This is a genomic window from Solimonas flava DSM 18980 (assembly GCF_000426685.1).
GTDB classification, from domain to species: domain Bacteria; phylum Pseudomonadota; class Gammaproteobacteria; order Nevskiales; family Nevskiaceae; genus Solimonas; species Solimonas flava.
Genome location: NZ_AUFV01000001.1, coordinates 1 through 14377, shown reverse-complemented (window position 1 = coordinate 14377; position 14377 = coordinate 1). Strand labels below are relative to the sequence as shown.

The 14377-nt window shown below is 70.0% G+C and carries 11 protein-coding genes; 10 read left to right on the top strand and 1 reads right to left on the bottom strand.

Annotated features, from left to right (window positions below):
• Nucleotides 1-40: 40 nt before the first annotated feature.
• From K343_RS0100050 to K343_RS0100030, 5 genes are all read left to right on the top strand, one after another.
• Nucleotides 41-1666, top strand: a complete 1626-nt coding sequence (locus tag K343_RS0100050) for a phosphoethanolamine transferase (RefSeq protein ID WP_051277785.1) — start codon at nt 41-43, stop codon at nt 1664-1666.
• Nucleotides 1667-1694: 28 nt separating this feature from the next.
• On the top strand, nt 1695-2132 hold the full coding sequence (locus K343_RS0100045) for a DNA polymerase III subunit chi (RefSeq protein ID WP_028006337.1): 438 nt from the start codon (nt 1695-1697) through the stop codon (nt 2130-2132).
• Nucleotides 2129-2518, top strand: a complete 390-nt coding sequence (locus K343_RS0100040) for a hypothetical protein (RefSeq protein ID WP_028006336.1) — start codon at nt 2129-2131, stop codon at nt 2516-2518. Before K343_RS0100045 ends, K343_RS0100040 begins: the two co-directional genes overlap by 4 nt.
• A gap of 92 nt (nt 2519-2610) precedes the next feature.
• Nucleotides 2611-5487, top strand: coding sequence for a valine--tRNA ligase (locus K343_RS0100035; RefSeq protein ID WP_028006335.1), 2877 nt, complete (start codon nt 2611-2613; stop codon nt 5485-5487).
• Nucleotides 5488-5684: 197 nt separating this feature from the next.
• The gene (locus tag K343_RS0100030) at nt 5685-7673 is read left to right on the top strand and encodes a CocE/NonD family hydrolase (protein WP_028006334.1); all 1989 of its coding nucleotides are present in this window, start codon (nt 5685-5687) and stop codon (nt 7671-7673) included.
• Between the two features lie 9 nt (nt 7674-7682).
• Here K343_RS0100030 and K343_RS20175 read toward each other — a convergent pair whose 3' ends face one another.
• Entirely contained in the window at nt 7683-9185 is a 1503-nt protein-coding gene (locus tag K343_RS20175; protein WP_245585078.1) for a DUF3336 domain-containing protein, read from the bottom strand.
• Nucleotides 9186-9369: 184 nt separating this feature from the next.
• Between K343_RS20175 and K343_RS0100020 the strand changes: the two genes are divergently transcribed.
• The 5 genes from K343_RS0100020 to K343_RS23770 form a co-directional block, all read left to right on the top strand.
• Nucleotides 9370-10281, top strand: a complete 912-nt coding sequence (locus K343_RS0100020; protein ID WP_028006333.1) for an AAA family ATPase — start codon at nt 9370-9372, stop codon at nt 10279-10281.
• Nucleotides 10282-10333: 52 nt separating this feature from the next.
• Nucleotides 10334-11344, top strand: a complete 1011-nt coding sequence (locus tag K343_RS0100015) for a DUF58 domain-containing protein (protein ID WP_161628839.1) — start codon at nt 10334-10336, stop codon at nt 11342-11344.
• On the top strand, nt 11341-13323 hold the full coding sequence (locus K343_RS0100010) for a transglutaminase TgpA family protein (protein WP_028006331.1): 1983 nt from the start codon (nt 11341-11343) through the stop codon (nt 13321-13323). The genes K343_RS0100015 and K343_RS0100010 overlap by 4 nt, the downstream gene beginning before the upstream one ends.
• Before the next feature lie 135 nt (nt 13324-13458).
• Nucleotides 13459-14055: a lysophospholipid acyltransferase family protein gene (locus tag K343_RS0100005; protein ID WP_028006330.1), complete on the top strand. Its 597-nt coding sequence runs from the start codon at nt 13459-13461 to the stop codon at nt 14053-14055.
• Between the two features lie 61 nt (nt 14056-14116).
• On the top strand, nt 14117-14377 hold a 261-nt coding region (locus K343_RS23770), incomplete at its 3' end, for a transposase (RefSeq protein ID WP_154662403.1).

The following is a 14377-nucleotide window of genomic DNA, read 5'->3' as shown; positions in this document are numbered from 1 at the left end:
AACTGCAATACGATCGCATGGGGTTCGGGGAAGTGATTCGATGAATGCGGCCTTGATCGCGGCCTGGCCGCGCGGTGCCACTTGGGCACGACGCTACGGCCTGCCGCTCGCCGGCGCGGTGGTCCTGTGTGCCTACCTGCTGCTCGACGCCGGCTGGCGCGAAGCGGCCAAGGCGGCGCTCGTCTTCCTGCTCGGCGGCTACCCGCTGCTGCGCCTCGCCCATCCGGCGGCGCAGCGCATCGGCTACCGCCTCTGGTGCGCCGCCTTCGCCGTCGACCTCGCGCTCAAGGGCTTCCTGATCGCTCTCTATCAGACCAAGCCGGACACGGTGCTGGTGCTCGATGCGATCGGCAACACCTCGGTCGACGAGAGTCTCGAATTCTTCAGCCAATACGGGGCGCAGATCGCGCAGTTCCTGCTCGCCGGCCTGCTGCTGTTCGCCGCGCTGCTCTATCTGCGCGCCGACGGCGAAAGGTTGCGCCACGCCCGGGCCCGATGGGCGGTCGGCCTGTTGGTGATCTTCGTCGGCCTGCACGCCAACCCCACTTTCCGCCGCGCCAATCCGCTGCTGTTCTGGCCCAGCCAGCTGGCGCAGTATCAGCGCTTCCAGGACAAGATCGAACAGATCGACGAGAAGCGCCTGCTCGCCGAGCGCAAGCTGCCGGAGTGGCAGCCGACCTACGTCGGCCCGGCGCGCAATACCGTCGTCCTGGTGATCGGCGAAAGCACCAACCGCTGGAACTGGCAGCTCTACGGCTATCCGCGCGCGACCACGCCGCAGCTGCTGCGCGAAACCGCCGACGCCGTGGTGTTCCAGGACGTGATCTCCGGCGCCTCCGGCACGGTCGCCTCGTTCCGGCTGATGCTGACGCCGGCCGAGGTCGACCACCCGCTCGACGATGAGGCCGAACCGAGCGTGCTGCTGCTCGCCAAGGCGGCCGGCTACAAGACCTACTGGATCTCCAACCAGCATGACCGCTACATCAACCCGCGCTTCGCGGCCGAGGCCGACGTCGTGCGCATCGTCAACAGCGGCGGCTCGCGCGGCGATCGCAAGCTCGACGAAGGCGTGTTGCCGCCGTGGGAAGAGGCGCTGCGCGACGACGCGCCGCGCAAGCTGATCGTCGTCCACCTGCTCGGCGCGCATCCGCACTACGAAATGCGTTCGCCGCCCGAGTACAAGCACTTCTCCGGCGTCGATGACGCGGTGATCGAGCAGATGCGCAAGGACGCACGCTCGCCCTGGGTGCGCCTGCAACGCAACAGCTACGACAACGCCATGCTCTACCAGGACGCCGTCATCGCGCGCCTGCTGCGCAGCTTCAAAGCCGACGACGACAGCCGCTCCGGCGCCTTCCTCTATACCTCCGACCACGCCCAGGAAGTCGGCCACACGCGCGATTTCGCCGGCCACACCTTGAGCGAACCGGGCGTCACCGTACCGTTCTTCGTCTGGCTGTCGAAAACGCCCGATGCCCGGACCGACGCCCAGCTCGAAGGCCGGCCGTTCCAGACCGACCTGCTCGACTGGACCGTCCTCGACCTGGCCCGCATCCGCACCCGTTTCGACCTCCCGCAGCTGGCGCTGCTCGGCGAGCAGTTCCGGCCGCAGGCCCGCTTCGTCGGCGATCGCCCCTACACGCCGTCGCGGCGCCGCCACGATTGAGCCTCGCCCGTTCGCATAGAATGGGCGCATGACGCGGATCGATTTCTACATCCTCCGGGAAGGCGCGGCCGAGACCGGCGGTCCGGTGCTGACCGCCTGCAAGCTGTGCGAGAAAGCCAGCGCCGGCGGTCATCGCATTTACGCGCGCGTCCCCGATCCGGCGCTGGCCGAGGATCTCGACATCGCCCTGTGGACCTATCGCCAGGGCGGCTTCATCGCCCACGAGCGCCACGCCGGGCGCGCGCCGGACGCCCCGCTGCCGACGGTACTGATCGGCGACAGCGAACCGCCGGACAGCCACCACGGCGTGATGCTCAACCTGGGCCTGGACGTGCCGGATTTCTTCAGCCGCTTCGAGCGCGTACTCGAGATCGTCGCCGCCGACCCGCAGGGTCGCGCGAAATCCCGCGAGCGCTACAAGTTCTACCGCGACCGTGGCTACGAACTGGCCACCCACAACCTGTGATCACACGCCCGCTCTCCGCTTCCATCCTCCGGCTGCCGCTGCTGGCGCTCGCCGGCCTGCTCGCCGCCTGCAGCTATTTCAGCCAGACGCCGGAGCCGGACGTCGTCAGCCGCGTGCACCGCGAGGTGCCGATCGGTCTCGACTTCGAGGAAGCCACGGCGCGCCTGTCCAGCCTCAATTTCTCTTGCGGCCCGTTCAAGCGCGGCGCCTACACCGACGAGAGCGGCCGCGACCACGAGGACGCCCGCTTCATGCAGTGCACGAAGCGCCCGGCCAAGATCAGCTTCGCCTGCGAGAACCGCGACCAGGTCGTACTGCTGCCGGGTGCCGGCGGCACGGTCGCCGGCGTCGAGGTCACGCGCGGGCCCGACTGCCAGTCGCGCTGAGCTGCGCGGGCCACGCCCGCAAGCCCTAGAATAACGCCCCTTTTTTGCGCGCGATCCGTTCGCGCGCGCCGCCCACGACTTCAAGACGCTCCATGGACAAGACTTTCGAACCGCGCGATGTCGAAGCGCGCTGGCGCGAGTTCTGGGAACAGAACGGCTGCTACGCCCCGTCCGGCCACGGCGAGCCGTACAGCATCATGATCCCGCCGCCGAACGTCACCGGCACGCTGCACATGGGCCACGCCTTCCAGCACACGGTGATGGACGCGCTGATCCGCCATGCCCGCATGCAGGGCCGCGACACGCTGTGGCAGCCGGGCACCGATCACGCCGGCATCGCCACGCAAATGGTCGTCGAGCGCAATCTCAAGCTCGCCGGCGAGCCGCCGCGCCTCGAACTCGGCCGCGAGAAGTTTGTCGACAAGGTCTGGGAGTGGAAGAAGTACTCGGCCGGCACGATCGGCAGCCAGATCCGCCGCATGGGCAGCTCGGTCGACTGGTCGCGCGAAGCGTTCACGATGGACCCGTCGTACTCCAAGGCCGTCGTCGAGCACTTCGTGCGGCTGCACGAGGCCGGCCTGATCTATCGCGGCAAGCGCCTCGTCAACTGGGACCCGGTGCTGCTGACCGCGATCTCCGACCTCGAAGTCGTCAGCGAGGAAGAAAACGGCAAGCTCTGGCATTTCCGCTATCCGCTCGCGCACGGCGCGCAAACCGCCGACGGCAAGGATTACATCGTCGTCGCCACCACGCGTCCGGAAACGATGCTCGGCGACACCGCCGTCGCCGTGCATCCGGAAGACGAGCGCTACCGGCATCTGGTCGGCAAGACCGTGCGGCTGCCGCTGACCCATCGCGAGATCCCGATCATCGCCGACGATTACGTCGACCGCGAGTTCGGCACCGGCTGCGTGAAGATCACGCCGGCGCACGACTTCAACGACTATGCGCTCGGCCAACGTCACCAGCTGCCGCTGATCAATATCTTCACGCCGACCGCGACGATCAACGACGAGGCGCCGGCGACCTACCGCGGCCTCGACCGCTACGTCGCGCGCAAACAGATCGTCGCCGACCTCGAAGCGCTCGGCCTCGTCGACAAGATCGAGGACCACAAGCTCAAGGTGCCGCGCGGCGACCGCAGCGGCGCCGTCGTCGAGCCGTACCTGACGGATCAGTGGTTCGTCGACCTGACGCGCGAAACCCTCGCCGACGGCCGGCCGGGCGGCTATGCGGCGATCACCAAGCCGGCGATCGACGCGGTCGAATCCGGCCGCATCCGCTTCGTGCCGGACAACTGGAAGAGCACCTACTTCCACTGGCTGCACAACATCCAGGACTGGTGCATCAGCCGCCAGCTGTGGTGGGGCCACCGCATCCCGGCCTGGTATGACGAGGCTGGCAATGTCTACGTCGGCCGCGACGAGGCCGAGGTGCGCGCCAAACACCGGCTCGCCGCGGACCTGAAGCTGCGCCAGGACGAAGACGTCTTCGACACCTGGTTCAGCTCCGACATCTGGCCGATGGCGACGCTCGGCTGGCCGGAGCAGACCGAAGCGCTGAAGAAGTGGTACCCGTCGAGCGTGCTCGTCACCGGCTTCGACATCATCTTCTTCTGGGTCGCGCGCATGGTGATGATGGGCCAGTACTTCCTGAAGGACGTGCCGTTCCGCGAGGTCTACATCACCGGCCTGGTCCGCGATCCGGAAGGCAACAAGATGTCGAAGTCGAAGGGCAATGTCCTCGACCCGCTGGATGTGGTGGACGGCATCTCGCTCGATGAACTCGTCAAGAAGCGCACGACCGGCCTGATGAAGCCGGAGACCGCGCCGAAGATCGAAGCCAAGACGCGCAAGGATTATCCGAAGGGCATCGAGGCGGTCGGCGTCGACGCGCTGCGCTTCACCTTCGCGGCGCTGGCCACGCAGGGTCGCGACATCCGCTTCGACGCCGGCCGCGCCGCCGGCTACCGCAACTTCTGCAACAAGATCTGGAACGCGGCGCGCTACGTGCTGATGAACATCGCGCCGGACGCGCCGGAAGGCACGACGCCAGAAGGGGCGTCGGCGCAAGGCGCAAGCCGCGATTGCGGGCTCGACGCCACGCTGCCGGTCGAGCTGTCCGACGCCGACCGCTGGATCGTCTCGCGGCTGCAGAAGCTCGAAGCCGAAGCCGCCGAGCACTTCGCGACTTATCGCTTCGATCTGCTCGCGACCGCGCTCTACCAGTTCATCTGGAACGAGTACTGCGACTGGTATCTGGAGCTGAGCAAGCCGGCGCTGCAGCAGGGCAGCGAGGCCCAGCAGCGCGGCACGCGACGCACGCTGGTGCGCGTGCTCGAAGCCTGGCTGCGCCTGCTGCATCCGCTGATGCCGTTCATTACCGAGGAAATCTGGCAGCGCGTCGCGCCACTGGCCGGCGTGCCGGCGGACCAGACGACCATCATGCACCGGCCCTACCCGCTCGCCGACGCGGCGAAGATCGACGAGGCCGCCGAGGTCGACATCGAGTGGCTGAAGGCACTGATCCTCGGCGTGCGCCAGATCCGCGGCGAGATGAATATCGCGCCGGGCAAGCCGCTGCCGCTGCTGGTGCAGGACGCCGGCGCCGACGATCTCGCGCGGCTCGCGAAGATGGAAAAGGCGATCGAATTCCTCGCCCGCGTCGAGACGCCGCGCGTGCTCGGTCCCGGCGAGGCGGCGCCGCAGTCGGCGACCGCCCTGCTCGGCAGCGCCAAGCTGCTGGTGCCGATGGCCGGCCTGATCGACAAGGACGCCGAACTGGCGCGCCTCGCCAAGCAGATCGCCAAGCTCGAGAGCGATTTCGAGAAAACCAGCGCGCGCATCGCCAACCCGAGCTTCGGCAAGGCGCCGGAAGCGGTGCAGCAGCAGGCCCGCGAACTCAACGCCAAGCAGCAGGCCGACATCGCCGCGCTGAAGGATCAGGAAGCACGCATTCGCGCGCTGTAGCGCGCCCGCCGGCCCCGCCGATGCGACCGGCGGGGCCGGCAGGCCGCCTCAACAGGCGGCCGAGCAGCTTGCCAATAGGCTGATTTTCCCTGCGCGGGCCCGGTGTTCGTGGCCCGCTTTCTGCTGATCCCGGCGATAGACGGGCCGGTGCGCGCAGCAGCGCGTCGTGTCCGCAGACACCAGACCGGGGGAAATCGATGTCCGTCCATTTCATTGCGGCGCGCGCGCTCGGCGCGCTGCTGCTGGTCGCGTTGCTGCAGGCCTGCGGCCGTTCACCATCGCCGGACACGTCGGACGAGGTCTTCGTCGACCTCGATTGCGCGCAGCCGCTGCCGGCCGAGGCGCGCGACTACCAGTTCACCAGTCCGGTCGCGCAGGATTCGGACCCGCTGCGCGATCCGCTGCCGAGCACGCAGATCTACTTCACCGTGATGCTGCCGCCGCGCTGCGCGGACGAGCGCTTCCCCGTCGTGCTGCACACGCACGGCTACGGCGGCTCGCGGCAGACGGCGCTCGCCGCCGACGGCACGCTGTATCCGCAGCACAACGGCCTCGACGCGATCGACGAGATGGCGACCGCGCTCGCCTATCACAACTACGTCGTCGTCAGCTGGGACCAGCGCGGCCATGGCGAAAGCCAGCCGCGCAACGGCGGCGGCTACGCGCGCCTCAACGATCCCGACTTCGAAACCCGGGACGCGCGCGCCCTGCTCGACTGGCTTTACGACCACGCCGACGAGCTGCAGCTGTGGACCCAGCCGCGCAGCGGCATCGCCAAGGATCTGCACGTCGGCACCATGGGCTACAGCTACGGCGGCGGCGCGCAGATGCCGCTCGCCGCACTCGATCGCCGCATCGACGCGATCGCGCCGGTCGCGACCTGGTACGAGCTGCAGCACAGCGTCGCCGCCGAAGGCGCTCTCAAGCAGTCGTGGATGCAGCTGCTCTGCCTGTTCGCGGCGGTGCCTTCGGACGGCGCGCTGATCGGCACGATCAACACGCCGGCCATCGACACGCTGTGCAACCAGGCCGGCGCCCGCAATCCGACTTCGTTCACGGCGCGCACCTACGACGAGCTCGTCGCGCGCGCGGCGCGGGCGACGGCGCGGCCGCGGCCGGTCGACGAAAGCGAGATCACCGCCCTGCTCGGCCGCGGCATGCACTACTTCCGCAGCCGGCAGCAGGCCGGCCAGCCCTGGGGCTACGGCGAAAGCGCGGCGCGGCTGCGGCCGGTGCCGGCGCTGTTCCTGCAAGGCAATCGCGACGGCCTGTTCAATCTCACCGAGGGCTATCTGAACTGGCGCTATTTCCGCGAGGCCGGCGGCGACGCGCGCCTGGTGTCGATGGAAAGCGGCCACCTGTCGCCGTTCGCGCAGCAGGTCGACGGCACCGCCAACTGCGGCGGCGTGCAGGGCGTGTACGCCTTGCTGGCCTGGTACGACCGCTATCTGAAGGGCTGGCCGAGCGCGGCGCTCGATGCGATCCCGCGCGTCTGCCTGTCGGTGCAGGCCTCGCCGGACGCGCCGGCCGGCCCGGAAATCGGCGTCGCGCTCGACTCGATGCCGGTCGGCAGCCTGTCCGGACGCGGCGCGCTGGCGGTCGGCGCCGCGCGCATCGCAGTCGACGTGCCGGCCGCGCAGGCGCGTGCGCACTTCGAGGTCCTGACGCGCATCGACGAGGACGGCTACGTACTCGCCGGCGTGCCGACCGTCGGCCGCGTGACGGTGACGGCGGGCAGCGGCGCCACGCACGCGCCGATCGCGATCGTCGGCCTCGGCCTGCGCCGCGGCGACCGCGTCTACCTGATCGACGATCAGGTACTCGGCATCGGCGAGGGCACGCGCACGCACAACGCCTTCCTCGACGCGGCCGATCCGTTCATGCTGCCGGCGGTCGGCGAGGTCCTGCAGGCCGGCGACGAGATCGGCCTGCTGTTCTACGAACAGCATGTCGAGTATTCGGTGCTGCTGTCGCTGAGCTCGCTGACCCAGCTGCTGCCCGGCGGACTGATCCGCTATCTGGCCGACACGCCGCTGCCGACGCCGCTCGGCGACGCGCTGACGCCGATCGCCGGCGTGCTGACGAATCCGAATCCGTACGGCATCGTGCTGGAGGACGTCGCCCTGCCGGTGTTCAAGCCGGGCGTCTACGGCGCCAGCCGCTGGAACGCGGCCGGCGCCGAATGAGCGCGTTGGTTACTGCTCGCGCGTGCGCACCACGCGCAGCCCGGGCCGGCGCCCGAGCCGTTCGCCGCTGCCCGGCAGCGGCTGCACCTGTTCGAGCAGGCGCACGCACTGGTCGAGCGTCTGGCTGATCAGCGTCTGGTTGCGGATCATCTCGATGCGCGGCCAGGTCGCGCGCTCGCCTTCGAGCATGAAGCGCTTGACCGCTTCCATCGACGGATTCGAGGTCACGTTGGCATAACGCCAGAGGCTGACCTCCGGCAGGATGTTGATGTTGCCGCGGTAGTCCTGATCGAGGATCGACGAGGCGGTGTCGAGCGTGCGCCGCACGCCGCCGCCGAGCGGCAGATTCTGGCGCGCCAGATCGACGAGGCTCTTGCTCTGCGCGCGCACCGTCGAATACAGGTAGTCGCGCGCCGAGTTGCGCAGGCCGCGCTCGCCGGGTTCGCGCTGCGCGGACACGAACGGCAGCACGTGCGGATTGGTCTGGCTGACGATGAAGTGATTGACGTTGTGCAGGCGGCGCATGCGCAGGATCGGCAGGTCCGACTTCAGCGAGCCGTCGTTCCAGCGCAGCAGCGGCATGTACGGCACGCGCTCGTTGTGCTCGTCCTGCGTCATCAGCATGACCGGCGGGAACAGCAGCGGCACCGCGCAAGAGGCCAGCACCGCCTCGCGCACGTACAGGTACGGGAACGTGAGGTAGTTCAGCAGGCGCGGCTGCTGGTGCGTACCGGCCGGCGACACCGTGATGTTGATCGTGCGGCCCGACAGCTGCTGGGCCTGCTCGAAGGTCAGGTCGCGGACGTTGGCGGCGATCGCGCTGCGCAGCTGGTCCTGATCCATCAGCGCGCGGCGGCGCAGGATGTCGCGCATCGGCAGGATGCGCCAGAAGTGGTAGTACGCGGCATCCGGATCGAGCAGGTCCTCGACCTCGTGCGCGGCGCGCGTGCCGACCGTGGCGCAGACCACCGAGCCGGCCGACGAGCCGGACATGATCGGCGGCACCAGGTTCTCGCGGTACAGCGCCTTGACCACGCCGACGTGGAACAGGCCGAGCGTCGCGCCGCCCGACAGCATCAGCGCAGAACGTCCGTAGCTGAGCGCGATGTCGTTGAAGAATTTGAGCTTGGCGGCGTGCGGCAGTTCCGGCAGCTCGGTCTCGCAGACCCATTGCAGGGCCGACGCCACCTCGCGCGCGTACTCGCCGACCAGATGCTTGGTGCCGACGTGCGCGTGCGCGTAGAGGCTCGGGCTGCCGAGATTGCCGAGGTTCCAGTGCAGGCCCTGGCGCAGGTGATGGACCAGCTTGGCGACGTCGTGCTGCTCGCGGTAGCGGCGGATCTGCCGCAGGCGCGAACGGATCAGGCGCCAGTCGTAATCGTCGGAGGCTTCGTCGGCCTTCCAGTCCTCGTAGCCCTGCCGGCGATCGAGCTCCTCGGCGGCCTGACGCCACTGCGCGTAGCTCGTCGCCTCGCGCATTTCGCGCAGCAGCTGGCGGTTTCGTGAATCCAATGGCGGCTCCGGTGCCGGATCGATGGCGCGTATGGTGGGCGCAGGCTGGGGGTACCGCAAGCACGCCGCGGCGCGCCGCCGGTCACCCGTACGGGTCCGTGCTGCCGTTCGTCCGAAGCCGGCGCGCGCCTGCGGGTACACTGCCGCAACGCCGTTCAAATCCCGCCATTCGTCGAGTCGCCGCATGAGTTCGCCCGTCGCGCCGGTCCTGCACAGCCTCAACCAGATCATCCTCGGCAAGGACGCGCAGCTGCGTCTAGTGCTCGCCTGCCTGCTGGCGCGCGGCCACCTGCTGATCGAGGACGTGCCCGGCATGGGCAAGACCACGCTGGCGCTGGCGCTGGCGCGCGTGCTCGGCCTGCACTTCCAGCGCGTGCAGTTCACCAGCGACCTGCTGCCGGCCGACATCATCGGCGTGTCGGTGTACGAGACGGCGACCGGCGGCTTCCGCTTCGTGCCCGGCCCGATCTTTTCGCAGCTGGTGCTCGCCGACGAGGTCAATCGCGCCAGTCCGAAGACGCAGTCGGCGCTGCTCGAGGCGATGGAAGAGCGCCAGGTCACCGCCGAAGGCGAGACGCGCGCGCTGCCCGAGCCGTTCTTCGTGATCGCGACGCAGAACCCTTCGTACCAGCTCGGCACCTTTCCGTTGCCGGAATCGCAGCTCGATCGCTTCCTGATGCGCATCTCGCTCGGCTATCCGCCGGCCGAGGCCGAGCGCCAGCTGCTGATGGAGCGCGAACGCCGCGACCTGCTCGGCGAGCTGCAGCCGGTGCTGACGCCGGCGCAGCTGCTCGGCCTGCAGGACCAGGTGCGCGCAGTGCGCACCGCGCCGGCGCTGATCGACTATCTGCTGGCGCTGGTGCAGCGCACGCGCGAGCTGCCGGGCCTGCGCCAGGGCCTGTCGCCGCGCGCGGGGCTGGCGCTGCGCCGCGCCGCGCAGGCCTGGGCCTTCATCGACGGCCGCAGCGGCGTGATCCCGGAAGACGTGCAGGCAGTATTCGCCGCGGTCGTCGGCCATCGCCTGGTCGCCGCCGCCGAGCGCGACGGCGCGGCGACGAGCGCCGCCGCGATCCTCGCCCAGGTCGCGATCCCGTGACGCCGGCGGCGCAGCGTCGGCCCGCCGCAGCGCGGCGCCGGGCCGGCGCGGCTTGAGCGCGATGCCGATCCGGCGCATCGCGGCGACGTTGCTGCATCCGCTGCGCGCCGCGCAGGCGCGCATCGACGCCTGGGTGATGGCGCGCGTCAAACGCCAGCCGGGCCCGATCGCGATACCGCGGCACCGCGTCTACATCCTGCCGACGCGCTTCGGCGCCGGCTTCACGCTGATGCTGCTGGTGATGCTGCTCGGGGCGATGAACTACAGCAACAGCATGGCCTTCCTGCTGACCTTCCTGCTCGCCGGCCTGGGCCTGGTCGGCATGCATCATACGCACGCCAATCTGGTCAACCTGCAACTGCGCGCCGGCGTCGCGCGTCCGCTGTTCGCCGGCGAGACCGCGCAGGTCGAAGTGCGCATCGACAACCCCTCGCTGCAGCCGCGACTGTCGATCGCGCTGGCCTGGCCGCGCGCGGCGGCGACGCCGGAAGCGGTCGCCGACCTGCCGGCGCAGGACGGCGCGCTGCTGACGCTGACGCTGCCGGCGCCGCGCCGCGGCTGGCTGCGCGCCGGCGTGTTCGGCGTCTCGACCGAATATCCGCTCGGCCTGTTCCACGCCTGGACCTGGGCCGAACTCGACACCGCGCTGCTGGTGTTCCCGCAGCCGGCGCCGCCGGGGCGCCTGCCGCCCGGCACCGCCGGGCACGGCAGCCTCGACGCTGGCCAGCGCCCCGGCCAGGACGAATTCAGCGGCCTGCGCGCTTACCAGCGCGGCGACACCGCGCGCGCGATCCACTGGAAGAGCCTGCCGAAATCGCCGCAGCCGCTGGTCAAGCAGTTTCACGAAACGCTCGATCAGGATCTCTGGCTCGACTGGTCGGCGCTGCCGCAGCTCGACACCGAGGCGCGCCTGTCGCAGCTGACGCGCTGGGTGCTCGACGCCGAGACCCTGCAGCAGCGCTACGGCCTGCGCCTGCCCGGGCACGTCATCGCGCCCGGTCTCGGCGATGCGCACCGCTTCCAGTGCCTGAAGGCGCTGGCGCTGCACGGAGCCGAGGCATGAGCGCGCCCGCCGCGCCCGCCGGCCTCGGCGACTATCTGCCGGTCGCCACGCTGCTGCGCCTGCTCGCGGTACTGCTGCTGGTGTTCGCGCCGCATGCGATGCGCCTGCCGGTCTGGGAATCGGGCTTCATCGCCGCCCTGCTGCTGTGGCGCGCGCTCGCCGCGCGCCGGCAGTGGCGCATGCCGCCGAAGCTGCTGCGCGCGGCGCTGGTGTTCGCCGCGCTCGGCGGCGTCTACGCCAGCTTCGGCCGCGTCAGCGGCCAGACCGCCGGCACCGCGCTGCTGTGCGTGATGGCGGCGCTCAAGCTGGTCGAGCTGCGCGGCCGCCGCGACGTGATGGTGATGATCTTCCTGATGTACTTCATGCTCATCACGCATTTCCTGTACTCGCAGGAAATCTGGACCTCGCTGTACCTGCTGCTCAGCTGCCTGGCGATCACGGCGCTGCTGATCGAGTGCCAGCATCTCGGCCAGCTGCCGCCGCGGCAGACGCTGCGCCGCGCCGGCGCGATGGTCGCGCAGGCGCTGCCGCTGATGCTGCTGCTGTTCGTGCTGTTCCCGCGCATCCCGGGGCCGATCTGGGGCCTGCCGGCCGACGCCGGCGCGGCGCGCAGCGGCTTGAGCGATTCGATGGCGCCCGGCGACATCGCCGCGCTGATCGAATCCGACGACGTCGCCTTTCGCGTGCGTTTCGACGGTCCGGCGCCGCCGCCGGCCCAGCGTTATTGGCGCGGCCCGGTGCTGGAAAGCTTCGACGGCCGCACCTGGAGCAAGGGCTGGAGCGCGCCGCCGCCGCTGCTGGACGGCGACATCCGCTATCTCGGCACGCCGGTGCGCTACGAGCTGACCCTCGAGCCCGGTCGCATGCCCTGGCTGCTCGCGCTCGAACTGCCGCAGGCGGTCGATCTGCCGCCGGACGCGCGCCTCAACGGCAACGGCGAGCTGCTCGCGCGCCGTCCGATCATCGAGCGTCGCCGCTACACCCTGCTGTCGAATCCGGACTTCGCCTTCGCGCCGGCGCTCGACGCACGCCAGCGCCAGCGGCTCACGCGCCTGCCGAACGGCTACAACCCGCGCACGCTGGCGCTGGCGCGGCAGTGGCGCGACCAGGGCCTGGCCGACGCCGCGATCGCCGCCCGCGCGCTGCGCATGATCCGCGACGAGAACTTCGTCTACACGCTGCGCCCGCCGCCGCTGGCACGCGACAGCGTCGACGGCTTCCTGTTCGACACGCGACGCGGTTTCTGCGAGCACTACAGCAGCGCCTTCACGGTGCTGATGCGCGCCGCCGGCATTCCGGCGCGCGTCGTCACCGGCTATCAGGGCGGCACCCTCAACGAGCCCGGCGGCTACTACGTCATCACCCAGGCCGACGCGCACGCCTGGAGCGAGGTCTGGCTCGACGGACGCTGGCAGCGCATCGATCCGACTGCCGCGATCGCACCCTCGCGCATCGAGCGCGGCCTCGGCTCGGCGATCGGCGCCGGCGAGGGCCTGCCCGACTACCTCGTCCGCCGCACCGCCTGGCGCGACGCGCTGAAGGCGCGCTGGGACTGGGTCAACGCGCGCTGGAACGGACTGGTGCTCGGCTACGGCCCCGAGCTGCAGCAGCAGTTCCTGCAGCGCTTCGGCATCGACGATCTGCGCACGATGATCCTGACCCTGACCGCGCTGCTGACCGCGACGATGGCGATCCTCGGCTTCGTGCTGCTGCGCCGCGCCGCGCCGGCGCGGGCGCACGACGCCGCGCAGCGCGAATGGCAGCGCCTGCTGCGCCAGCTCGCGCGGCGCGGCTACCGGCCGCGCGCCGACGAGGGGCCGCGCGATTTCGTCGCGCGTGTGCTCGCCGCCCGACCGCAATGGCGGGCGACGCTGCAGCCGGCCGCCGAGCTCTACCTGCGCAACCGCTATCTCGAAGCGCCCGACGCGGCACGGCTCGCGGCGCTGCATCGCGCCGTGCGCGGCGTGCGTCTGTCGTAGGCCTCGCCGGCGCGCCACGCAATCCGCCGGCGCTTGCCCGATAATGCGCGGCACGCCGGCGCCAGACCGGCGCCCCGACATCACAAGCGCCTTCGCCGGACGAAGGCCGTTGCGAGAAAGAGCCAGGCGTTTCCCATGAATGACCGTATCGAGATCGGCGCCGCCGTGCCGCGCCGCCGCCGTCCCCTGCTGCGTGCGCTCGGCCGCGCCGTGCTGCGCGCCGGCGGCTGGACGCTGGACGTGCACGTGCCCGACGAACCGAAGCTGGTCGTGATCGCCGCCCCGCACACGTCGAACTGGGACTTCGTCTACGGCCTCGCCGCGATCCTCGCGCTCGATCTGGAACTGCACTGGTTCGCCAAGCACACGCTGTTCCGCGGCCCCTGGGGCCGGATCTTCCGCGCGCTCGGCGGCATCGCCATCGACCGCAGCGCCGCGGGCGGCGTCGTGCGTCAGACGGCACAGACCTTCGCCGACAGCGAGCGCCTGCTGATCGGTCTCGCGCCGGAAGGCACGCGCGCGCACGTCGCGCAATGGAAGCGCGGCTTCTACCACCTCGCCGCCAGCGCGCAGGTGCCGGTGCTCGCCGCCTACCTCGACTACCGGCGCAAGGTGGTCGGCACCGGGCCGCTGTTCCGGCCGAGCGGCGACTGGGACGCCGACATGGCGCCGGTGTTCGCGTTCTACCGCGGCATCACCGCGAAAAAGCCCGAGAACGTCGGGCTCGGCTAGGGCCTGTCATCAATTGATTAAATCAGCGAAGCTTGTTGCTTCTTGGCACCGCTGACCATCGATGACTCGCCGCTACGGACTACGAGACGATCAATGGGCTCGCATCGAGCCTCTGCTTCCGGGCCGTGTGGGCCATGTCGGGGTGACCGCCAAGGACAACCGGCGGTTTGTTGAAGCGGTGCTGTATCGGTATCGCGCCGGGATTCCTTGGCGCGATCTTCCCGAACGCTTTGGTGACTTCCGCGTGATCCACCTGCGGCACACGCGCTGGAGTCGATCCGGTGTCTGGCAGCGGGTGTTCGAAGCCTTGTCCGCCGATGCG

Excerpts from the sequence above, each read along its gene's own strand:
- K343_RS0100050 (WP_051277785.1), top strand. The coding sequence starts at position 41 with ATGAATGCGGCCTTGATCGCGGCCTGGCCGCGCGGTGCCACTTGGGCA.
- K343_RS0100045 (WP_028006337.1), top strand. The coding sequence starts at position 1,695 with ATGACGCGGATCGATTTCTACATCCTCCGGGAAGGCGCGGCCGAGACC.
- K343_RS0100035 (WP_028006335.1), top strand. The coding sequence starts at position 2,611 with ATGGACAAGACTTTCGAACCGCGCGATGTCGAAGCGCGCTGGCGCGAG.
- K343_RS0100030 (WP_028006334.1), top strand. The coding sequence starts at position 5,685 with ATGTCCGTCCATTTCATTGCGGCGCGCGCGCTCGGCGCGCTGCTGCTG.
- K343_RS0100020 (WP_028006333.1), top strand. The coding sequence starts at position 9,370 with ATGAGTTCGCCCGTCGCGCCGGTCCTGCACAGCCTCAACCAGATCATC.
- K343_RS0100010 (WP_028006331.1), top strand. The coding sequence starts at position 11,341 with ATGAGCGCGCCCGCCGCGCCCGCCGGCCTCGGCGACTATCTGCCGGTC.
- K343_RS0100005 (WP_028006330.1), top strand. The coding sequence starts at position 13,459 with ATGAATGACCGTATCGAGATCGGCGCCGCCGTGCCGCGCCGCCGCCGT.